A 20,160-nucleotide genomic window follows, 5' to 3' on the forward strand; every position below is an offset into this window, starting at 1 on the left:
GACAAGTAAAAGATTTGGTTTTTATTGACTATATACAAAACAGAATGTAATATATAATTTACATTTAGTAATATATAAATTGCATCGAGGTGGGCAGATGACAAATCGGGTAAAACTGGCACGGGTGGAAAAGGGGTGGACCCAAGCTCAATTAGCACAACAGATTCAAGTAACCAGACAAACTATCGGATTAATTGAAAAAGGCAAGTACAATCCGACACTACAGCTCTGCATTGCTATTGCACAAGCGCTCGATAAGACACTGGATCAGTTATTTTGGGAAGGAGATGGCCATTAATGAAGCATTTTTTTTTCAATTTTAGAGATGAATATATCGAAAGAAAAATGAAACAATTTTATGGTGAAGCGGGATTTTTACTGGCCGCCTTAATGCTGGCAGATCTCATTATCAGAGGTTTTATTCTTCACCGTGAACCGATAGAGTATATGGTAAGCGGAATAGGATTTGCCCTCTTCGCAGGATATATCCTCATTCGCTATCTATTATCAGGGCTTGAGCACCCCGATATTGCCACTAAAGCAGCCTACCGAAAAAAAAGAAAAGAAATAATAGCAGTGAGTGTTACATCAGGTGTGATATTTTTGATCATCACTATCTTGTTTACAGACGTTCCTCGTACTCTTAACGAGTGGCTGGACGCTCTCATACTCACAGTTCTATTTTTCTTCTTTTATTTTATGCTCAACTTTTTAAGCCTTCGCAGATCTTTCCTTAAAAATAAAGATTTATCAGACGACAAGTAGGATAAAAATGAATGTTTTTCGAACATTCTCTGAAAGCCGCCATATGGCTCTCCGGATTGTTTATCATATAGTATGAAAACGTGTCCACAAGGAGGGCGATTTATGCTGCAAACACCGATCGGAAGACTTCGCACGATGGGTTTTATTGAAGGAATGTCACTCTTAATCCTGCTGTTCATCGCCATGCCGCTGAAATATTGGGCAGGCCTTCCGCTTGCGGTGACAATTGTCGGTTCGGTTCACGGCGGATTGTTCATTTTGTATTTGCTTGTCTTGGCGTATGCGGCCTTCTCTGTCAAATGGCCGCTGAAATGGTCAGCCGCCGGCTTTATCGCCGCTTTTGTCCCATTCGGAAACTTTTTGTACGACCGCGGGTTAAGGAAATATAAATAATTTAAGGCTGGATCTTTATGATCCAGCCTTTCTTATTAAAACCACTTTGTCAGCCACGCGATATAGTAGGCGCCCGGAATAAACATCAGCTGGGCGAGGAGTGTCCCCGCCACCCTTGATGTGACCATCGTGACAGAGGTCCATTTTAAATACGTATAGCTTCGTTTTCCCTTTGCCACATCATCTGCAAGGACGGAAACCTTAGGATCAACAAAAATCGCCAGCAGCATTGTCGCAATTCCGTTGATTAAGCCCGATGCCATGACGGCTGTCGTGCTGCGCTCCGGCGCCAGAAGTCCTGCATACAAAGCCGAAAGCACGCCGATCGTATATATGGATGTGATCAGCATGTTGATGACAAACAATCGCTTCGGTATCAAGCGGATATGAAATCCTTTTACATACGAAAGAGACGGCAGACGCAAATAGGAAAGGGCATTTTTGAATCCTTGCTTCGAGAAACCCTTTTGGAACACTTGTAAAACAGAGCCGCCGCCGCTCGCCAAGTGAATAATCGCCCGTGAAAATAAAGCGACAAAAGACGGGAGCAGGATAATGCCCAGAAGGGTGCCGACTGTCGATCCGAATATCAAGAAGCGGAACTGCCCGGCGACAATCGCCAGTGCGTTTTTTCCCGCATCATCAATTAAATGTCCGGTAAAGGGCTGCTGCACCATGTTCGACATTCTGGACACGATGACCATGACATTAAACAGGGAAAGCGCGGAGGCAATAAATCCAACGCGGGCTCCGGAAAGCCTGGTAGCGTAGGCTAAGGTTTCTATCGAGTGAATCAGTAATAAAAAACAGAAAATAAAAAGCACTTGTGTTGTCATGACATGCACGTTATTCTTCCTCCAATTTGATCCTAGAGATAAGACTGGAAAGAAGACGAGCAGGTTTCAATGCGATGTGCTTTTTATAATAAAAAAACCGCCGGCGTACGCCGAGCGGTTTGTCTTATTCTTTTCTATAGGCAAATAAAGATTATATGATCCGCCAAATCGGGCGGTTAGATTCATGAAGCATTGTTCCGTAGAATCATTCTGGAAAGTAAACACCATGGAATTTTCTTGAACACAAGACAACGAAAGCCCTACCTCTCAATCGTCACTGCGGCTCCGAAGCCGCGCCGGTGTGAATTGTAAAACAAAAAAGTCTTTTTTCCATCTCATCGTTAGGGGCGATTTGTTATGAAGGAAAAGAATAAGGGCAGCTGGTTTGCTGCTTGCGAAGCGGTAAAGCTTCTCTCTCAAACAGAAAAAAGAAGTTTACTTTCTTTTTTATTTGCTTATTATTCTTGCTTAGCAATTCATGATAACATATCGCCCCTGCAATTACAACCTTTTTATAATTCGAGTGAAACTGGCGTCTTCTCTCCGGCATTCATTAATCTAATAGCCTCCGGTTCAATTTCAAGAATCACCAGGTTCGGGTCATCCTTGCCGTCAAACCAGCGCTCTAATTTAGGATTCCAAATTTTATCCTTCAGTTCTGCCGAATTGTTGATCTTGGCTTTCCCGGAAACCTCGACATACGCGTCGCCAAAGCCTTCACAATCATAGCCTAATAAAATATGGACATTGGGGTTGTTCTCAATTTCTTCCGCTTTATGTGTTTCCTTGCTTGTGGGTGTGTAAATCTTCAGCCCATCATGGAAAAAAGTCATGTAGCGGGAATGCGGCTTGCCCTTTTGAACCGTTGCGAGCGAGCCTACTTTGTGATGATCTAGAACATCAAGCACCTTTTGTTTAATGTCTTGCTGATTCATCGTGAATCACTCCTTTTTAACGTCTCCGCTGTTACTTTTCCACATCCGGGGAAGATTTAAACAAGAAAATGCGCTCTTTATTTTGATTCTTTCCATTCACGCTTCAGCAAGCTGTAATAGACAAGGTCATGATACCTGCCGTTAACGAATAAGCCGTCCCGTGCCTTTCCTTCCTCTTGAAAGCCGAGCCGCTTAGGGACCGCTCTGCTTTTTTGGTTTCCGACAGCCGCACAGAGAGCAACGCGATTCAGCTCAAGCTCATCAAAAGCGTACGTGATGAGTGTTCGGCAAGCAGCGGTAACGATGCCTTTGCCTTCATATTCTTTGGCAATCCAGTATCCGATTTCCGCTTTTCGATTTACTTGATCAAGGTTATGCAGGCCGATCATGCCGCATAGGCTGCCGTCGTATAAAAGCCCCGCTTCGAGGCTGTTCAGGTCAGCATATTCCCGCCGCCAATCTGGAATGATCGTTTCTTTGTACGTTTCAACGTTGCTTGGGTTTTCCGCCCAAAATAGCCACTGGCCGAGCCGCTGCTGATTTTCGATAATAAGTTCGGCAAGCCGCTCCGCATCCTTTGGCTCCAATAATCGGATGGTGATGCGCTCATTTACCTTGCAGGTGAACATTCCCTCGCCCTCTTTCCTTTTTTACCCATTATAACGGTGATTCCGTTTTTTTCAAATACAAAAAAGGATGGGCTGTTTAAGCCTCATCCTTATATCCTTGGATCGGTAAAGATATCATGTTTGTCTGTGCTCGTCGAAGACATTTCCGTCACGACGGCACCTTCTTCCCCGGCTTGGAACCAGTGCTTCGTGTTCGGCGGAATCGTGTATTGCCCGCCCGGTTCAAGCTCAATTTCGCTCCAGACCGTATAGTGTTCTCTGTCCTCCTGCGGCGGGAGAACCTTTGGAAGCTGCGTTTTTTCTCCTTCTACGTAAAGATACACTTTTCCGTAGCGGCAGCGGAAAGTCTCCTGCTTGCCTTCTTGGCCGTCGACCGGCGGATGGCGGTGTTCCGGGCAAGTCTGTTCAGGAAACAGCACCAGTTCTTTTGAACAATAACGGTCTGTATTGACGTAGACGAAGAGCTGGAGCCCGACTTTTCTTTCTTTTCCTAAGCCGTAGTCCATTAGCTGGATTTGGTCTACTTCCTCATCCGTTAATACAATACCGGCTTTTTGATAATAGCTGTTTACTTCCTCTTTCGTGATGCTCATGTGTCTCACTCCCTCTTACGTCGTCACAAAATCTCCGCCGTTGACATGCAGCGTCTGGCCTGTCATGTAAGATGACTCATCTGAAGCCAGCAGCACATAACAGCCGACATGCTCAACAGGCTGACCCGGACGGCCCATCGGCGTATTTTGCCCAAATTGAGCGACTTTATCTTCAGAGAACGTAGACGGGATTAACGGTGTCCAGATTGGACCCGGTGCGACTGCGTTGACGCGGATGCCGTCTTTGACAAGCGCCTGCGCCATTGTTCTTGTAAAGGCATTGATCGCCCCTTTTGTCGCTGTATAATCAATCAGCGACGGGTTCCCCCGATACGGGTTGATGGATGTCGTGTTGATGATGGCGCTGCCCGGTTTCAAGTAATCAATTGCTTTTTTAGTCAAATAAAATTGAGAATAAAAGTTTGTTTTGAATGTGCGGTGAAGCTGTTCGCTCGTAATATCTTTGATGCTTTCCTTCGGATGCTGTTCACCGGCATTGTTTACAAGGATGTCAACGCCGCCAAGTTCTTTGACCGTTTTTTCAACCGCTTCATTGCAGAAATCCTCTTCGCCTACATCACCAGCGATCAGCAGGCATTTTACGCCTTCTTGCTCTACACGCTTCTTCGTCTCTTCGGCATCCCCATGCTCATCCTTATACACAATGGCGATATTAGCGCCTTCCTTTGCGTATGCGACGGATACCGCGCGTCCGATCCCACTGTCGCCGCCTGTAATGAGCGCTGTTTTTCCTTTTAATTTATCCGCTCCTTTATAATCCTCGTACTCATACACCGGACTTGGATTCATTTCACTTTCAATTCCCGGCTGGCGATTTTGGGTTTGAGCCGGCAGTTCTTTTGGATAATTGGCCATGATGATTCTCCTCCTTTGTTTTCATGTCTATTTGTTTTGTACCTCAGACAGCCTTTGGATAAACATGGATTGGCATCTTCACATTGCTTTATCAGAAAAATGTTTCACATGAAACGCAAGGAGGAAATAACTTGAAAAGGAGGTTACTGAATGATGAACATGCTTTCTAAAACATTCAGCAGGCCAAAGGGCGTAATCGGTATGATTGCCGGGTACATCATGGCTGTTGAAAATCAGACACTGAATCAGTGGACAATAAATCAGCTGGGAATCACACGGGGGGACAGTATTTTAGAAGTCGGATTCGGACCGGGATACTGCATGCAGCAGATGCTGAAACGCGAAAAGGACGTTCAGCTCCATGGGATTGATGTGTCAGAGACGATGCTGAAGCTGGCCGCCCGCAGAGTAAAATCGAAAGGTGTGCGCTTAATGCAGGGAAGCATCGAGACATTTCCTCTCACCGCCTCGTTTTATGATAAAGTGATTTCTGTTAACAACTACACCATTTGGAATGACCAGACAAAAGGCGTGAAACAGATTTATCGGGCGCTAAAGCCCGGGGGCAGAGCAGCGATTACGATGCAGCCGCGGGAAGCGGACGCCAGCCCTGAGAGAACCAAATCATTTGCAAAACAGATGATTGCTGACTTCAAAGCAGCCGGCTTCGAAGACATTGAGTTACAATTTAAACACATTAAGCCTGAGCTTTCTGTCTGTGCAACAGCAAAGAAGCCCGCCACATAATGAAGTGACGGGCTTTCTATTACGAATGCACGGCCTGCTTGCGCAAGACGTCTTTTTTCACCTTGCCGAGGTTATTTTTCGGCAGTTCGTTAACGAACTCAACTTCGGGTATTTTGTAAGCGGACAGGCGTTCTTTACAATATGTGATGACTTCCTCTTCCGTTAGACGCTGGCCGCCGTTTGTCACAATAAACGCTTTTGGTTTTTCCCCGTACAGCGGGTCTGGTATACCGACCACCGCTGTTTCAAGGATTCCCGGGACCTGCTGGATGACTTCTTCAACCTGATCCGGATAGACGTTATCGCCTCCGTAAATAATGACATCCTTGTAGCGTCCAGTAATGAAAATAAAACCATCTTCATCTACATAGCCTGAATCTCCGGTTTTGAACCAGCCGTTTTGCAGCACTTTCGCCGTCGCTTCAGGATTGTCTTCATAGCCTTTAAATAAAAATGGAGTGTGAACAACGATTTCGCCGATTTCCCCTTGAGGGAGTTCTTCTCCCGTCTGAGGATCTTCCACTTTGACTTTAACACCTTCCACAGGTTTCCCCGCAGATGCGGCTTTATCCATTCCCATTTCAGGCATCCATGTGCTGATTCCCCAAGCCTCAGTGCTTCCATAGCCGTGGGCGAGCGGGATGCCGATATCAAGATAGCGGCGAATCAGGCTGCTCGGCACTTTTGTTCCGCCAGTCATTAAAATAACAAGCGAAGATAGGTCGGTTTGGTGTGTTTCCCATGCTTCAAGCAAATACGTGTAAAACACGGGAAGAGCCATCACGGTTTGAATCTTTTCTTCTTCAATGATTTTCAGCATATCAACAGGATCTTGATCCTTCGTAAAAATAAAGGTTGTTCCTGCAAAAGTTCCCAGCATGATGCAAATGAGCGCACTCGTATGATAAATCGGATGGCACGCGAGAAAACGCAGGCCCTTCATACGTGTTGTTGAACTTTTGGCCCCTGTTACGTATCTATATATGCCGCCATGTGTGATCATGCATCTTTTCGGGTTTCCGGTTGTGCCGGACGTAAACATCAGAAGCGCTGTATCATCAGGGGAAACCATTTCAGTTTCAGGCAAATGATCAGGACCGGCAAACAGAGCTTCAAATTCAGCAGACGTTTCGTAAGCTGTTCCAGTTGCCATCGTTACAGACAATGAGGACAGTTCAGGAAGAACTTCTTCCAGTTTCTCTTTAAACTCCGCTCCGTAAAACAGCGCTTTCGGTTCACTAGCTTTTAAAATGCCTGTCATTTCATATGGTTTGAGCTGCCAGCTGACAGGTACGACAACAGCACCTATTTCAAGCGCGGCGAACATAATAGTTGAGGCGGGATGTCCGTTTTTGCAAAGCAATGCAACACGGTCGCCTTTTTGAATTCCTTTTTGCAGCAGGGCATTCGCCAGCTGATTAATCCGTTTGCGGTAACCTGCATATGTCAGTGTATGGCCTCCGCTTTTTACAGCCTCTATTTCTTCGCTATTCGGCATGTCATGCAGAATCAGATGCTGTAATGTTTCCATATTGTCATCTCCTATATTCTCTTGAATCTTCAATAATTTGTTAGGTTTTCTTCCTCACCTCACCCATTTTAACCCAAAAAAGATAACTTGTAAAACTATTTCATTTTGGAACTATTCCATTAATGAATGATAAAATAGTCCCGCATTTTATCATTTTGTACACCATCCACATAAAAACACACGCCAATTTTTTGACGTGTGCCATGCGGGATTACAGTATGTTTTTTTCTTTCATCCATGTGAAGAATATGCGGTTTAATCGTTGATACAGTCCTTGTTCTCCCTCTCCCTGAAACCCCGCCATGCTTTCTCCGCTTTCGATAATGGCGGAGCTGATCGCGCTTAAAATCTCCGATCCTTCAGCAGATAATGAGCCAGGCGCCATCATCACGAGAATGCGTGTCATGCTGAGGGTATTTCCGTCCATGCCATTCACTTCATAAGAGGTGCTGAGATCATACATTTTGAAAAAAGGCAGGACGATTTCATCATTTTTGAGATGATAAAGCGCCATGTTGGTCCCCGGAATTCCCAATCCCCCTTGTTTCTCCCGCTCCGCCAAGCAAACCGCGGCTTTTTTCGGATCACGGATCAAGCCATCCTCCTTCAGCTGTTGAAAAAGCTCTGACAGAAGCTTGCTATGATCCGAGTTTATTTTGAGTTGATTAAGTGTAAAGTGGCGCAGAACATCTTGAATGACGGCCATGTACCGCCCCATGCTTTCCGATGCTGCCAGCATGTCAGGCACGTCAGCTTGCTGCGCCTCTTCCTTAGGCGTTCTTTTTTTCTCAAGAATGAGCGGAATTTTCCGTTTGATATACTGTTTTACCTGATTTGTGTCTTCCTCATTTAAAAGCGGACTAACCATAATATAATCGATGTTTTCGTAAGGAATCGGAACGGTGGAAACAATCATATCGTAGGCTTGAACTTTCCTGCCCTTCAGCTCGATCAAGGATGACATATCAAACGATTCAATTTCCGGCAGCTCTTTCTTCAGTCTGGAAGCAAGCATTTTCGAAGAGCCGATCCCGCTTGAGCAGACGACAAGCGCTTTCACTTTGGCTTCTTCTTTTTTGATTTCAAGGGCCGAGCCGAAGTGAAGGACGATAAAAGCGATCTCATCATCAGAAAAGGACATGCCCGGAAAATACTTTTCCACGCCTTCTTCGATCGCCATATAAAGCAGAAAATAATCGCGTTTGATCTGTTCCTTCATCGGATTGTATATCTCGATATTTTCTTTTATGCGGCTGACAGCCGGCTCCAAATGGGCAATCAGTCCTTCATATAAAGAATAGTTTTTCGTAAGATCCATTCTGATTTTGTCTGAAATAAAAGCAATGAGCCGCTTTGTATGCAGGGCTGTTTCCAGTTCGATTTCCTGCGCTTTGTATTCTGTTTTGTATTTTCGATTAGCGCTTCGAAGGTGGATTGTAATATAGCCCACCTCCGCCTCGGGAATCGTCACGCCGAAGGCATGTTCAAGTTCGCCCGCGATCTCAAGAGCTGAGCTGTATTCCTTCGCATTCTTCAGTTCCTCAAGCTCATTTTGCTCCATGGCAATGGTTTCCCCAAGCTTAATCCGCTCGATTGCATACGTCAGATGGACGACGAGTGCTATATAAGAGCTGTCGGACAATGAAAAGGCGATTTCTTCTTTCAGCTGAAATAGGATACGCTCCATTTTTAACAGCTCGCCTTTGCTGACTACGCCGAACATTTTCTCTGAAGAATCAGCTTTACCTTTGATGTTTAATTCAACCGCTTCCAAAAACATTTGGATGTCGAGGCGGTTCACAATCAGGTTGCCGACAATTTTACGTTTCGCATTCTCCGGCCCTATGAGCTGAATGCCAATGCCTCTTTTACGAATCAGTGTCAATCTAAAGGGAGAAATCCATTTCTCCAGCTCGTCTAAGTCGTAGCTGACCGTGGCATTCGTCACCTGCAGGTCATGGGCAAGCGTGTACAGCTTGACGGGCTCCTGAGACTCTAATAGCGAACAGAGAATGAGCAGCTTTCGTTCATCCGCGCTGTATTCATGCTGTTCATATGTTAAGTCGGTAAGCAGCTTTTGTTTATTCTCGGGACTTCCCACTGCCTTCAACCCTTTACCAGGCTGTTTATCGAGCGTAAGCCCGACGGGTTCCATCAACGGCTTAATTGATTTGAGCTCCCTGTGAATGGTTCTCGTGCTGACTTCCATCAGCTCAGCAAGCTCGGTTACGGTTACATACCGGTTTTGTAATAATAAGTGCTTTAAAAGCTTTTGTTCTCTGGCAGTCATATACATCAAAAAGGCCTCCTAGACAGTCGTGATGTGCGGATGAAGTCGCAAGGAGATACAGGAGAGGAATAAGAGAGGTTTTCTTTATAATATAAAACGCTTTCAAACGAGATTCAATCACTTATAAATGGGAATTTGGCATCAAGCGGTGTGACAATATTGAAAAAGCACCAGCTGCTAAGCTGATGCTTTTTGTTAAGGTATATCGCAACCCTGTGCGGCTGTAAAAATACGGAACCACTGATCCTGATCAAACTTGTATGCCAGCGTATTTACCGCGAAGGAAATCCGTTCGCAAAATCCCTCTTTTCTGTGTATAAACTGGATTTTTAGTTCATTCGGCTTCAGATTCCCTTTTTCCTTCGCTCTTGTTAAAAGAGTTTTTAATTTGATTGAAATTGCTTTTTCGCTTTCTCAACAACATAGTGGCTGCCGCCGCGGTCCTGCACATTTTGGATCATCATGGCGACAAGCAGGTCTTTGTTTTCGTAATCGTAGCCGACGAACCAGCCATTTTCCGTGCCGTCTTTATCATCTTTTGATGTTTTCAGCTCGGCTGTTCCTGTTTTTCCGGCAACGGTGATTCCTTTCACGACAGGCTGATACGCTGATCCGCGCGTGTCTTCCACAACGCCTTTCAAACCTTTCGTAATGTCTGCCGCTCCTTCCTTCGTGACCACTTGCTTGTGCCAGACATCAGCTGTTTGTGAGTCTTTTTTGATCAGCGTCGGTTTGACGAGATCTCCGTTGTCGACAAATGGCGTGTAAGCAGCTGCCAAGTGAAGCGGAGACATTTGCATTTGCCCTTGTCCGTATCCTGTATCCGCAAGCAAAATGTCTGAATCGAGCTTGTCATTTGCGATAGACGATTGCTGGATCGGGAATTCATATGGAATGTCCTCTGAAAAGCCGAACGTTTTTAAGCCTTTTGTAAAGTTGTCTGCTCCCAAATCAAGCGCGTTCTGTGCGAAATAAATATTATCCGATGTAATGAGGGCATTTTCCAGATCGACTTGCTGAAGGCGCTCAGACACACGTGTCACTGAATAGCCGCCCCAGCTCGAATCTTTTTGCCACTCTTTTCCTTTGATTGTTTTCTTCTCATCCGCTTTTAGGGTGCCGTTTTTAATTCCGATGGCAGCCGCAATCGGTTTAATTGTCGAGCCCGGTGCGTATGTCTTGTTGAATTTCGCTGAAAACGGATTGTTCTTATCGTCGTTTAGTTTTTTCCATTCCTTATCGCTCCAGCCGAAAATAAATCCGTTTGGATCGTAAGAAGGCGCGCTGACAAGCGCGAGTGTTTCGCCTGTCTTCGGCTGAAGCGCAACTGCCGCCCCGCTGTCGTCCTTCAATTCATCATATAGCTTCGTTTGCGTCTTGATATCAATGGTGAGGTGAAGATCCTCGCCGTCCTTCGCTTTCTTTTCAGCGATGACTTCTCCGGTTTGCGGAACGTAGATTTTCCATCCAGTTGCGCCTCTTAGTTTGTCTTCATACACATTTTCAAGTCCGGTGATGCCGATGTTAGACGTATCGCTGTATGCTCCGTCTTTCTTTTTCTTCAGCTCTTCCGCAGTAATGGCGCGGACATAGCCTGTCAAATGGGCTGTCTTTTCGCCATACGGATAATAGCGGGAGCTGACATTCGTTCTCGTTACACCTTTTAATGACGTCGCCTCAGACACTAACTTTTCTTGGTCCGGCTTGACCTTTTTGACCGGCACAAACGAATCGTCTTTCACCCAGCCTTGATCCAGCTTTTTCTTGATGTCTTCTTCAGTCAAATCAAGTTTTTTCGCGAGTTCTTTTATGACTTTTTCTTTTTTGTCGCCAAGCTCTCCGGGAACAATGCCGATTTCCGGCACATCTGTATTGATGGCTAAACCTTTCCCGTTTTTATCGTAGATTTGGCCGCGTTTTGGTTCCACGCTGGCGATTTGCACTGTTTTGTCATCAGCCAGCTGCTTGAAAATAAACGATGGGTCCCAATCTATATTCCATGACTCCTCGTCATCAGTTTTTTCTTTTTTCAGCACTGCGGTATTTTTGAAACTGACTTTGCCCGCATTTGTGTCCATGCTGACTTTATACGGGATGTGCTTCATCGTCTTGTTATCTTTGTCGCCCTCATCCACTTCTCCCGCAGTGACTTTCAGATTTTTTACGCCTGCCTGCTCATAGATTGTTTTATATCTGCTGACGAAATCTTTTTTGGAGATTTCTTTTTTGACATCTTTGGCCAGGCTCTGATACATGTCATCGAATTGCTGATCGTTCCACTGTTTCACGAATGCTTCCATGCGATCCTCTGGTGAATCTGTCTTGGAGCATCCGATTAACCCAATCAATCCGACGCATAGAAATACTAGTAGAATACACTTTTTTAACATGACTTTCCCCTGCCTTCCACTTGTTATTTTCTCTTATATGAATTGGTGCGCGCAAGATTTTTTTGAAAATGAAGGAAAAGGTTCACCGATTTTGCAGAAATCTCCTGTCGTTTGCTGTAGACTATTTGAAAAGAAGGAAAGAAGGGATGACATGGTCAGAGAGGCAGCGATACTTCACATTAAAGAGGGGCTTGAACAAGAGTTTGAGGAGGCGTTCCGGCAAGCGGCGCCGATTATTTCCGGCATGAAGGGCTATATCACGCACTCGTTATCAAAATGCATGGAAGAAACACATAAATATCTGCTGCTTGTGGAGTGGGAAACACTCGAGGACCACACGGAAGGCTTTCGCGGTTCTTCAGAGTATCAAGAGTGGAAAGCCTTGCTTCATCGGTTCTATACCCCGTTCCCGACGGTCGAGCATTTTCAGGATGTGTAATAGACTTATATAATATGAAGAGTAAAACCGATGAGAGAGACAGACCATACGAAAACGGCGGTATAAATATTAAACGCACCTGAGCCATCGTTTTCTTTTTTACGCTCTTCAAGCCCCTGCATAAACATGACTGCGCCAAGAAAGACAAGCATGACCGATTGGATAACAGAGGTGTGTTCCGTATAGTTAAAAGCAACGAGCGCCAGAATAATAATGATAACCGCAAAAGACATTTTAAAAATCCGAAACAAAAGGACCATCCTTCCTTATATACGAAATATTGAACGTTATGGCTATATTTGCCTACGTCCTCCATTATTCTAGCGCACTTTTTTTGTCTGTAGAACAGGAGACAGGGAATTTTAAGTTTCTTTTAATGTTTCAATCACATATAAAAAAACGCGCTCTGTCATAAGGCGCGTTTCTATGAAACTGGCAATTCTTTATAACCCAGCTTGTGAACGGCTTGAGCCATTGCTTGATAGCCTTTTCTGTTCGGATGGACACCGTCAAACGACAGATATTCCTGCTCTTTTCCTTTGAAAATGCTATAGGCATCCGCGATTTTGACATGGGGCGCCGCCGCCAGTGTTTCTAAATGCGAATTAAAAGATGTGATCCATTTGCCAGCGATGTCAATGCCGGGAAACGGATTGTATAAGTTGAACACACGGATGGCGTACGGAGACGGGTTTTCTCCTTTGATTTCGGCGATTTTGGCAATCATCTTTTCAAAATTCTCATGGCAATGAGCGGATGCTCGGCTGAAAGTCGTTTCATCTTTAGACGTTTGGTAAGCAAAGACTGAATCAATAAGATCATTTCCGCACCCTGTGATCGTTATCATGTCTGAGCCCTTAATACATGTTTGCACAAAGGGAAATGACAGGAGCCCCAGAATTTCTTCTGTATTAAGGCCTGATTTGGCAAAGATGGATATTGCCGTTTTTGTTTTCAAATCGGATTCCATCATGTCTCCGAAGCGATGGACGAATCCGGGGGAAAACAGCCCGGCTCCTCTCCCTGTCGTCAAAGAATCCCCCAGTGCTGTATATTGAAGCACCATGTTTTTTCCTCCACTCCTGAACGTCGATACGTTAATGTACGCAGCGGGGAAAAGATCGGCTACTCAAGAATACCCTATTTTTCTGGAAATCTGTATAGCGGCATCCTTCACCTTTTCTGTTAAATAAGGAAGCCTGTCTTCTGTAAATCTCGCTTCCAAGCCTGCAATGCTGATGCCTGCTGCCACTTGCCGCTTATGGTTAAAGATCGGGGCGCCGATGGCCGCGGTATAGTTTTCGAGCTCTGAATAGCTGACGGTATAGCCATTTTGCACGGAGGCATCAATCTCCTGCAACAGCTTTTCCGGATCAGTAATCGTCCCGGCGCCAATTGAAATGAGCTCTGTTTGTTTGATGTATGTTTCGATTTCTTCACGGGGAAGAAAGGACAAAATGCTTCTCGCGCACGCTCCCGCATATAGAGGCGAACGCCTGCCGATCGCCGTGTACAGCCGCACAGTCTGCGTCCCTTCGATTTTCTCAACGTATATCGCTTCATTGCCGTCCCTCATGATCAATTGCACGGCCTCATCCACTTCCCGGCACAGCTCTTCCATCACCGGTTTCGCTATTTTTCTGATATCCAGCCTGTCAGCGACAAGCTGCCCAAATTCAAGAAACACCAGTCCCAGCGAATAAGCGCCGGACGAATCCCGATTGAGGAACCCCATTTCCTCCAAAGAGCTGACCATCCGGTGAACAGAGGTTTTCGGCATTTTTGACAGCGACACCAGTTCACTTAAGGTAAGGCTTGGTTCATGCAAAAACAAATTAAGCAGAGCCATAGATTTGACTACGGTTTTGTTTTTATTCTGCATCATTGATCTCCTTTATTACGTCAGCCATTCCATCTTCATTCTCGTTTTCAGTTCTTTTATATGCTGTTCCCGTTCTATCGCAAGCGCTTCCGCTTCTTGAAGGGATACAGGCTCAAACTGGACGTGCTCGCCCGGCATGATTTGGGAGACAATCGGAAGATCAGCGGATATGATGTGTGCGATCCTCGGATAGCCGCCGGTCGTTTGCCGGTCTGCAAGCAGGATAATCGGGTTGCCGTCAGGCGGCACCTGAACAGTTCCAAACGAAACCGCTTCCGACATCATCTCAAGCGGCGCCTTCAGTTCGAGCGGTTCTCCTTTGAGCCTGTAACCCATACGGTCGGACTGCGGCGTGACCCGAAACGTTTCTGCATAAAAACGCGTTTTCGATTCTTCTGTGAAAAAGCCGAATTGTTTTCCTTCCAGTACACGAATAATGGGATTCTTTTTTAATGGCAGAAACCTGCCGCGGCTAACCGACCATTTCGGTGCTGCAAATTCCCGCTTTCCAAGCTGGAGGTTTAATTGGGAAAGGATGGTTTGCGAAAGAGATAATATTTCTCCAATGGACAGTTCATCTTCCTTCTGAAGCGCTCTGCCATGAAGTCCGCCGATTCCTGCTCTGACGTACGTGCTTTTGCTTTCCATGACGTCAGGCACATCGAAACCGCCGGCCGCCGCTAAATAAGCACGGCTGCCAAGTTTACAGGGACCAAAACTGACTGTGCTGTTTTCCTTGACGAGCACAGGCTTCCATAAAGGTGCTTCCTCGTCATTAATACGTAGCGTGAAGTCCGCTCCTGTCACCGCAATCAGCGTCTTTTTTGTAAAATAAAACGACGGACCGGGCCCCATCAGCGTAATTTCAAGACCGGCTTCATTTTCGCTGTTGCCGATCAGCAGATTGGCAATGCGCAGCGAAACCGTGTCCATTGCTCCGCTTGCCAGTACACCGTATTTTTGATAACCCGTTCTGCCTATATCCTGAACCGTTGTGAGCAGTCCGGGCTTTAACACTTTCATGCTCAATTGGACTCCTCCTTATAGGCGTGATAGTCTTCTTCTGAGATGCGCACGAATTTCACAGTGTCTCCCGCCCGCAGTAATGTCGGCGGGTTTTCCTGAGGCCGGAAAAGAGCCAGCGGCGTTTTGCCGATCAGCTGCCAGCCGCCCGGCGTCGAAATCGGGTAAACGCCTGTCTGCAATCCCGCAATTCCTACCGAACCTGCGGGAATCGAAGGTCTTGGCGATGATTTTCTTGGAGCGGCAATGCGTTTGGACATCCCGCCTAAAAAAGGAAAACCAGGAGCAAAACCAAGCATATACACCACATATTCGCCGCTTGTATGAATCTCAATGACTTCCTCCGGAGAGAGCTGATTGATCTTCGCCACCTCTTCTAAATCGGGCCCGAATTCACCGCCATAGCATACGGGAATTTCTACAATACGGCGGCTATTTTCATAGTCTTTAGCTATTTCCTTCAGCCCCTCTTCGACATCAAGTTTTACCTTCTCAAAAGGTGAGCTTATGCCTTTAGGCAAATGCTTGTACACTTCATACATATCATAAAATACCGTTAGACTTGTAAAAGCCGGGATACACTCAATGAACCCCGGAAATGGCTGTTCTTCTATATAAGCGGCCGCGGCATGGACAAAACCGTTGACCTGTTCGTTTATTTCTTCTCCGAATCGGATCATCATTGCAGAATCACCGAGCTGTTCGATTTGACATCGTACAGTCATCTTTCTCACCTCTTTTATTTCTCGTTCATCAGGAGGACGAGAGGTTACAGCACCGCAAGCGACTCGTCTCGAATATCTGTGATGAGCATATGCCCCGGCGCATGTGTGATGACCATTTCAGGTTTTACATTCATAGCCACGGCTTGCGGGGTCACACCACATGCCCAAAAAACAGGAACCTCGCCTTCACGAATGGGAACGGCATCTCCGAAATCCGGTTTGTCCGCATCAACAATGCCGATTGCTCCCGGATTGCCGATATGAATCGGCCCTCCGTGCACTGCCGGAAAACGCGAGGTCACTTGTGCAGCGCGTACAGCCAGCCGTTCTGGAACGGGTCTCATGCTGACAACCATCTTTCCTTGAAACACCCCCGCTGAAACACAATCAATATTCGTTTTATACATCGGAACGTTCGTCCCCTCATCAATATGCCGGACAGCTATTCCATTATTGATCAGCGCCTGTTCAAAGGAGAAACTGCATCCGATCAGAAAGCCGACAAAGTCATCCTCCCAGTATGGCGTGATATCAAATACTTCTTCCGTCAAGATACCATGCCTGTAAATACGGTATTTCGGAAAGTCCGTTCTGATATCGGCATCCGGCGCTGCCAGAAACGGCACAGGCGAACCCGCTTCTGTCACATCCAGCACAGGGCATGGCTTTTGATTCCGTTGGCAAAACAGCAGGAAGTCAAACGCAAGGTCTTTCTTCAAGATCACAAGATTCGCTTGGGCATAGCCGCCGGACATTCCTGCGGTCGGCCCGTTTATTTTTCCTTCTCGTATCAGGGCGCGCACATCCTGCGGCGCCATTTTATTTAATTGCTCCACCTTTATCAGCTCCACAATTGAGGAAGTTGTGTAAATAACATGTAGACACCCATCACAGCCATTACGACCACCACAAGTGAACCTGAAACGGTCAGCCAAAGCGGATGCTTATAATCACCGATAATCTTTTTCTTATATGCGGCAATCAGCAGCGTTCCGAGCGCAATCGGCAGAATTAAGCCATTCAGCGAACCGACAAGCACGAGGATTTTCGCAGGCTGTCCGATTGTGACAAAAGCTAACGTGGAAATCACGATAAACCCGATAATAATGCCGCGTGAATTTTTTTCAATTTTCGGAGAAAAGGTTTTAAAGAACGAAACAGACGTGTAAGCTGCTCCGATGACAGAGGTGATGGCCGCAGACCACATGATCAATCCGAAAATTTTATAACCGACATTTCCAGCAGCCAGCTTGAAAACAGAAGCCGCCGGGTTGCTTTCATCGATATGCAGGCCTTTTGAAACAACGCCAAGCACCGCGAGGAAAAGAGCAATACGCATGACAGATGTAATTAAAATGCCGACAACCGAACTTTTTGTCACCTGCGGGATGGATTCCTTCCCTTTGATCCCGGCATCCAGCAAGCGGTGTCCTCCGGCAAATGTGATATAACCGCCGACGGTTCCGCCCACAAGCGTGACAATAGCAAAAATGCTGATTTGCTCCGGCGCAATCGTATTCGCCACAGCCTCTCCAACAGGCGGAGCTGTCGTGATCGCGACATACAAAGTTAAAAGGATCATGACAAAACCGGCAATTTGCGTAAAACGGTCCATCGCTTTTCCCGCTTCTTTAATTAAAAAGATTAAAATGGCAACGGCAGCACTGATCAAAGCGCCTGTTGTTGGTGTAATGCCAAACAATACCTGAAGCCCCAGTCCGGCACCTCCGATATTCCCGATATTAAAAGCCAATCCGCCAAGCACGACGAGAATGGCGATGAAATAACCCAATCCCGGAAGCACCATATTCGCAATTTCCTGACCGCGTTTTCCAGAAACCGCTATGATGCGCCATACGTTGGTTTGGGCGAAAATATCCAAAATAATAGATATGATAATGACAAAACCAAAGCTTGCCGCGAGTGTGTTTGTGAATGTTGCGGTTTGTGTCAGGAATCCCGGGCCGACCGCTGATGTCGCCATTAAAAAGGCGGCCCCCATCAGCAATGACCAGCTGCCCGCTTTTTTTCCTGCTGTTTTTTTCTGCTGCTCCATCTATTGTTCCTCCTTTATGTTGACTTCTGTGCTGAAATAGCGGCCACTTCAATTCCCGCCGCTTTGAGCTCTTTTCTGATTTTCTGCGCAAATGTCAGCGCATGGGCTCCGTCTCCATGAATGCAAACCGTGTCCGCTTTTAATGACACATCATGGCCTTGCTGAGATTTGACCGCCCCTTCTTTCACCATTTTGATCACCTGGGTGACGGCGGCATCATCGCTTTCAATGAGTGCGTCCGGCTGGGATCGCGGCGTCAGTGTGCCGTCCGCTTGGTATGTTCTGTCGGCGAACACTTCACTTGCTGTTTGCAGTCCGATCCGTTCTCCCGCTTTTACGAGCTCGCTCTCAGCAAGACCGAAAAGAACCAGGCCGGGATCAACCTTGCAGACAGCTTTCGCGATGGCGTCAGACAGCTTTTGATCGACTGCCGCCATATTGTATAAAGCGCCATGCGGCTTGACGTGCTGCATGCGAAGTCCTTCTGCTTTTAAAAAACCAGAGAGCGCGCCAATTTGATAGACGACAAGATCATACGCTTCCTCAGGTGAAATTGCCATATTGCGGCGGCCGAAACCGAGTAAATCCGGCAAACCCGGATGCGCGCCGATTTTTACGCCTTTTTCTGCCGCAAGCGCGACGGTTTTCCGCATGATACCGGGGTCTCCTGCATGAAATCCGCATGCGATGTTCGCTGATGTGACATACTCTAAAATATCTTGGTCAAGGCCAATCGTGTAGGCTCCGAAGCTTTCTCCTAAATCACAGTTCAAATCAACCTGAAACACAGAATCCCTCCAGCCAAAGCAAACAATATGCTTTATGTTATCATTGTTCCGAAATTCGGAACGACTATTCCGAATTTTTGAACTTTGCTTTATTATAATTCAAACCTATCAGTTTGTGAAATCCTTTTGTCAGAAAACCTCCCATGGTCCCAGAAGAAAACCTCCCAAACTAAAAAAGAGTCCATCTTAGGACTCCTTTTTTTATAGTACCCAATGGCGAATCGCTTTAGCGACACCATCCTCAATATTTGTATCCGTGGTCCAATCAGCCGTTTCTTTCACGACGTCTTGCGCATTTCCCATCGCAACACCCAGACCCGCTTCTTTGATCATCGCTATGTCATTGAGGCTGTCACCCATCGACATCACATTCTCCATCGTAAAGCCGAGTTTTTCAGAAACCTTCGCAAGAGCCGCGGCTTTGTTGATGCCCAGCGCGTTGACCTCAATGTTTGTCGGGCTTGAATTGGTGATTTCAAGCTCTTTGTTTTTCCTCAGCTCCTCTAGCACTTCGTTTCGGATGTCGTCATCCTCAATGTCAAAGCCGAATTTGAGCCATTCATGATCCGTAATGTTTTCCGGAAACTCGCCTCTCCATACTTTATTTACGGTAGAAGCCCAGAAATTAGTGTTGTGCTTATTCCGCAAATCCCACATCATTTGAATGTGATCCGTATGGAGCAGCTTGCGTTCCACCAAATTAAAATTCGAATCCCAAATTTCGCTGCCATTTGCCGTGATTAAAAAGGATGACAGCTTCAGCGATTCCGCCAGCTCCCGGCAGGTCATCAGCGTCCGGCCCGTGCTGATCACCACGGACACGCCTTTATCCTCGGCTTCACGAATGGCTTTACGGTTTTCATCGGAGATCAGCTGCTCGTCATTCAGCAGCGTCCCATCCATATCAATTGCGATCAGCTTGATATCTACATCTTCTCTTTGAACAGACATATATGTACCTCTCTTTATCTTTTAATTGTGCATCTTTCTATTCTAATACATTATACCCATTGGAACAAAAAAGCGATTTCACATGTTTGAGGCGTCCTGATAAGAGGAAAACAAACGGTGAGGTGATCAAAGATGACAGAAAGAAAACAGCAAAACAAACCAAATGAAAATCCTGAACACAATGACTTAACCGATCCGATTCCGAATGAAGAGCTGAAGGAAAACATGAAGGATGAAAAACACAAACGGCAGCAAAGAGATGACTCACAAAGCGAACGGGATTACGATACGAAGTAATAGAACCCCTCACA

General features: G+C 46.1%; 23 protein-coding genes and 1 pseudogene. 6 read left to right on the forward strand and 18 right to left on the reverse strand.

Annotated features, from left to right (window positions below):
- Positions 1–97 precede the first annotated feature (97 nt).
- The 3 genes from ACY3LV_RS03395 (at position 98) to ACY3LV_RS03405 (ending at position 1,158) form a co-directional block, all read left to right on the forward strand.
- Positions 98–298 carry a helix-turn-helix transcriptional regulator gene (locus tag ACY3LV_RS03395; protein ID WP_148963026.1) on the forward strand — a complete coding sequence of 67 codons (201 nt, stop codon included), beginning with the start codon at positions 98–100 and terminating at the stop codon, positions 296–298.
- Positions 298–765 carry a DUF6773 family protein gene (locus ACY3LV_RS03400; RefSeq protein WP_333561192.1) on the forward strand — a complete coding sequence of 156 codons (468 nt, stop codon included), beginning with the start codon at positions 298–300 and terminating at the stop codon, positions 763–765. The genes ACY3LV_RS03395 and ACY3LV_RS03400 overlap by 1 nt, the downstream gene beginning before the upstream one ends.
- 102 nt (positions 766–867) lie before the next feature.
- Complete coding sequence (locus tag ACY3LV_RS03405) at positions 868–1,158, forward strand: DUF3817 domain-containing protein (protein WP_019257503.1); 291 nt, start codon at positions 868–870, stop codon at positions 1,156–1,158.
- 35 nt (positions 1,159–1,193) lie between these two features.
- Here ACY3LV_RS03405 and amj read toward each other — a convergent pair whose 3' ends face one another.
- From amj to ACY3LV_RS03430, 5 genes are all read right to left on the reverse strand, one after another.
- Complete coding sequence (gene amj, locus ACY3LV_RS03410; RefSeq protein ID WP_148963024.1) at positions 1,194–2,003, reverse strand: lipid II flippase Amj; 810 nt, start codon at positions 2,001–2,003, stop codon at positions 1,194–1,196.
- Between the two features lie 503 nt (positions 2,004–2,506).
- Positions 2,507–2,929: a pyridoxamine 5'-phosphate oxidase family protein gene (locus ACY3LV_RS03415; RefSeq protein WP_087992998.1), complete on the reverse strand. Its 423-nt coding sequence runs from the start codon at positions 2,927–2,929 to the stop codon at positions 2,507–2,509.
- A 77-nt stretch (positions 2,930–3,006) separates the two neighbouring features.
- Positions 3,007–3,558, reverse strand: coding sequence for a GNAT family protein (locus ACY3LV_RS03420; protein ID WP_333561193.1), 552 nt, complete (start codon positions 3,556–3,558; stop codon positions 3,007–3,009).
- An 89-nt stretch (positions 3,559–3,647) separates the two neighbouring features.
- The gene (lyxE, locus tag ACY3LV_RS03425; protein WP_333561194.1) at positions 3,648–4,151 is read right to left on the reverse strand and encodes a D-lyxose ketol-isomerase; all 504 of its coding nucleotides are present in this window, start codon (positions 4,149–4,151) and stop codon (positions 3,648–3,650) included.
- Positions 4,152–4,166: 15 nt separating this feature from the next.
- On the reverse strand, positions 4,167–5,027 hold the full coding sequence (locus tag ACY3LV_RS03430) for an SDR family oxidoreductase (RefSeq protein WP_148963021.1): 861 nt from the start codon (positions 5,025–5,027) through the stop codon (positions 4,167–4,169).
- 150 nt (positions 5,028–5,177) lie between these two features.
- On the opposite strand from ACY3LV_RS03430, the gene ACY3LV_RS03435 reads away from it, so the two are divergent.
- The gene (locus tag ACY3LV_RS03435; RefSeq protein WP_333561195.1) at positions 5,178–5,774 is read left to right on the forward strand and encodes a class I SAM-dependent methyltransferase; all 597 of its coding nucleotides are present in this window, start codon (positions 5,178–5,180) and stop codon (positions 5,772–5,774) included.
- Positions 5,775–5,793: 19 nt separating this feature from the next.
- On the opposite strand, the gene ACY3LV_RS03440 is transcribed toward ACY3LV_RS03435, so the two are convergent.
- The 4 genes and pseudogenes from ACY3LV_RS03440 to pbpC form a co-directional block, all read right to left on the reverse strand.
- Entirely contained in the window at positions 5,794–7,305 is a 1,512-nt protein-coding gene (locus ACY3LV_RS03440) for a class I adenylate-forming enzyme family protein (protein WP_333561196.1), read from the reverse strand.
- 211 nt (positions 7,306–7,516) lie between these two features.
- A complete protein-coding gene (gene mtlR / locus ACY3LV_RS03445) occupies positions 7,517–9,601 on the reverse strand; it encodes a mannitol operon transcriptional activator MtlR (protein WP_333561197.1) in 2,085 nt (694 codons plus the stop codon).
- 189 nt (positions 9,602–9,790) lie between these two features.
- Positions 9,791–9,889, reverse strand: a pseudogene (locus tag ACY3LV_RS03450) (aldo/keto reductase); the annotation flags it as partial.
- An 89-nt stretch (positions 9,890–9,978) separates the two neighbouring features.
- Positions 9,979–11,985, reverse strand: coding sequence for a penicillin-binding protein 3 (pbpC, locus tag ACY3LV_RS03455; RefSeq protein ID WP_333561198.1), 2,007 nt, complete (start codon positions 11,983–11,985; stop codon positions 9,979–9,981).
- 151 nt (positions 11,986–12,136) lie between these two features.
- Between pbpC and ACY3LV_RS03460 the strand changes: the two genes are divergently transcribed.
- Positions 12,137–12,424, forward strand: coding sequence for an antibiotic biosynthesis monooxygenase family protein (locus tag ACY3LV_RS03460; protein ID WP_087993005.1), 288 nt, complete (start codon positions 12,137–12,139; stop codon positions 12,422–12,424).
- Between the two features lie 5 nt (positions 12,425–12,429).
- Here ACY3LV_RS03460 and ACY3LV_RS03465 read toward each other — a convergent pair whose 3' ends face one another.
- From ACY3LV_RS03465 to ACY3LV_RS03505, 9 genes are all read right to left on the reverse strand, one after another.
- Positions 12,430–12,675: a YczI family protein gene (locus tag ACY3LV_RS03465; protein WP_087993006.1), complete on the reverse strand. Its 246-nt coding sequence runs from the start codon at positions 12,673–12,675 to the stop codon at positions 12,430–12,432.
- Positions 12,676–12,848: 173 nt separating this feature from the next.
- Positions 12,849–13,490 (reverse strand): SGNH/GDSL hydrolase family protein, encoded by a 642-nt coding sequence (locus ACY3LV_RS03470; RefSeq protein ID WP_333561199.1) that lies wholly within the window; start codon positions 13,488–13,490, stop codon positions 12,849–12,851.
- A 63-nt stretch (positions 13,491–13,553) separates the two neighbouring features.
- Positions 13,554–14,306, reverse strand: coding sequence for an IclR family transcriptional regulator (locus ACY3LV_RS03475; protein ID WP_333561200.1), 753 nt, complete (start codon positions 14,304–14,306; stop codon positions 13,554–13,556).
- A 15-nt stretch (positions 14,307–14,321) separates the two neighbouring features.
- Entirely contained in the window at positions 14,322–15,329 is a 1,008-nt protein-coding gene (locus tag ACY3LV_RS03480) for a biotin-dependent carboxyltransferase family protein (RefSeq protein WP_333561343.1), read from the reverse strand.
- 2 nt (positions 15,330–15,331) lie between these two features.
- Positions 15,332–16,054 carry a 5-oxoprolinase subunit PxpB gene (gene pxpB / locus ACY3LV_RS03485; RefSeq protein ID WP_148963015.1) on the reverse strand — a complete coding sequence of 241 codons (723 nt, stop codon included), beginning with the start codon at positions 16,052–16,054 and terminating at the stop codon, positions 15,332–15,334.
- A 44-nt stretch (positions 16,055–16,098) separates the two neighbouring features.
- The gene (locus tag ACY3LV_RS03490; RefSeq protein ID WP_333561201.1) at positions 16,099–16,890 is read right to left on the reverse strand and encodes a putative hydro-lyase; all 792 of its coding nucleotides are present in this window, start codon (positions 16,888–16,890) and stop codon (positions 16,099–16,101) included.
- Positions 16,891–16,895: 5 nt separating this feature from the next.
- The gene (locus tag ACY3LV_RS03495) at positions 16,896–18,110 is read right to left on the reverse strand and encodes an NRAMP family divalent metal transporter (protein WP_087993010.1); all 1,215 of its coding nucleotides are present in this window, start codon (positions 18,108–18,110) and stop codon (positions 16,896–16,898) included.
- 14 nt (positions 18,111–18,124) lie between these two features.
- Entirely contained in the window at positions 18,125–18,898 is a 774-nt protein-coding gene (pxpA, locus tag ACY3LV_RS03500) for a 5-oxoprolinase subunit PpxA (protein ID WP_333561202.1), read from the reverse strand.
- A gap of 201 nt (positions 18,899–19,099) precedes the next feature.
- Positions 19,100–19,849 carry a Cof-type HAD-IIB family hydrolase gene (locus tag ACY3LV_RS03505; RefSeq protein ID WP_148963013.1) on the reverse strand — a complete coding sequence of 250 codons (750 nt, stop codon included), beginning with the start codon at positions 19,847–19,849 and terminating at the stop codon, positions 19,100–19,102.
- A gap of 132 nt (positions 19,850–19,981) precedes the next feature.
- Between ACY3LV_RS03505 and ACY3LV_RS03510 the strand changes: the two genes are divergently transcribed.
- A complete protein-coding gene (locus ACY3LV_RS03510; RefSeq protein WP_087993013.1) occupies positions 19,982–20,146 on the forward strand; it encodes a hypothetical protein in 165 nt (54 codons plus the stop codon).
- Positions 20,147–20,160: the final 14 nt, after the last annotated feature.

This window comes from Bacillus sp. 11C (assembly GCF_055486375.1).

What these genes read in the sequence shown, in the direction of transcription:
- ACY3LV_RS03395 (WP_148963026.1), top strand. Translation starts at nt 98, where the DNA reads ATGACAAATCGGGTAAAACTGGCACGGGTGGAAAAGGGGTGGACCCAA.
- ACY3LV_RS03400 (WP_333561192.1), top strand. Translation starts at nt 298, where the DNA reads ATGAAGCATTTTTTTTTCAATTTTAGAGATGAATATATCGAAAGAAAA.
- ACY3LV_RS03405 (WP_019257503.1), top strand. Translation starts at nt 868, where the DNA reads ATGCTGCAAACACCGATCGGAAGACTTCGCACGATGGGTTTTATTGAA.
- ACY3LV_RS03415 (WP_087992998.1), bottom strand. Translation starts at nt 2,929, where the DNA reads ATGAATCAGCAAGACATTAAACAAAAGGTGCTTGATGTTCTAGATCAT.
- ACY3LV_RS03420 (WP_333561193.1), bottom strand. Translation starts at nt 3,558, where the DNA reads ATGTTCACCTGCAAGGTAAATGAGCGCATCACCATCCGATTATTGGAG.
- lyxE (WP_333561194.1), bottom strand. Translation starts at nt 4,151, where the DNA reads ATGAGCATCACGAAAGAGGAAGTAAACAGCTATTATCAAAAAGCCGGT.
- ACY3LV_RS03430 (WP_148963021.1), bottom strand. Translation starts at nt 5,027, where the DNA reads ATGGCCAATTATCCAAAAGAACTGCCGGCTCAAACCCAAAATCGCCAG.
- ACY3LV_RS03435 (WP_333561195.1), top strand. Translation starts at nt 5,178, where the DNA reads ATGATGAACATGCTTTCTAAAACATTCAGCAGGCCAAAGGGCGTAATC.
- ACY3LV_RS03440 (WP_333561196.1), bottom strand. Translation starts at nt 7,305, where the DNA reads ATGGAAACATTACAGCATCTGATTCTGCATGACATGCCGAATAGCGAA.
- mtlR (WP_333561197.1), bottom strand. Translation starts at nt 9,601, where the DNA reads ATGTATATGACTGCCAGAGAACAAAAGCTTTTAAAGCACTTATTATTA.
- pbpC (WP_333561198.1), bottom strand. Translation starts at nt 11,985, where the DNA reads ATGTTAAAAAAGTGTATTCTACTAGTATTTCTATGCGTCGGATTGATT.
- ACY3LV_RS03460 (WP_087993005.1), top strand. Translation starts at nt 12,137, where the DNA reads ATGGTCAGAGAGGCAGCGATACTTCACATTAAAGAGGGGCTTGAACAA.
- ACY3LV_RS03470 (WP_333561199.1), bottom strand. Translation starts at nt 13,490, where the DNA reads ATGGTGCTTCAATATACAGCACTGGGGGATTCTTTGACGACAGGGAGA.
- ACY3LV_RS03475 (WP_333561200.1), bottom strand. Translation starts at nt 14,306, where the DNA reads ATGCAGAATAAAAACAAAACCGTAGTCAAATCTATGGCTCTGCTTAAT.
- ACY3LV_RS03480 (WP_333561343.1), bottom strand. Translation starts at nt 15,329, where the DNA reads ATGAAAGTGTTAAAGCCCGGACTGCTCACAACGGTTCAGGATATAGGC.
- pxpB (WP_148963015.1), bottom strand. Translation starts at nt 16,054, where the DNA reads ATGACTGTACGATGTCAAATCGAACAGCTCGGTGATTCTGCAATGATG.
- ACY3LV_RS03495 (WP_087993010.1), bottom strand. Translation starts at nt 18,110, where the DNA reads ATGGAGCAGCAGAAAAAAACAGCAGGAAAAAAAGCGGGCAGCTGGTCA.
- ACY3LV_RS03505 (WP_148963013.1), bottom strand. Translation starts at nt 19,849, where the DNA reads ATGTCTGTTCAAAGAGAAGATGTAGATATCAAGCTGATCGCAATTGAT.
- ACY3LV_RS03510 (WP_087993013.1), top strand. Translation starts at nt 19,982, where the DNA reads ATGACAGAAAGAAAACAGCAAAACAAACCAAATGAAAATCCTGAACAC.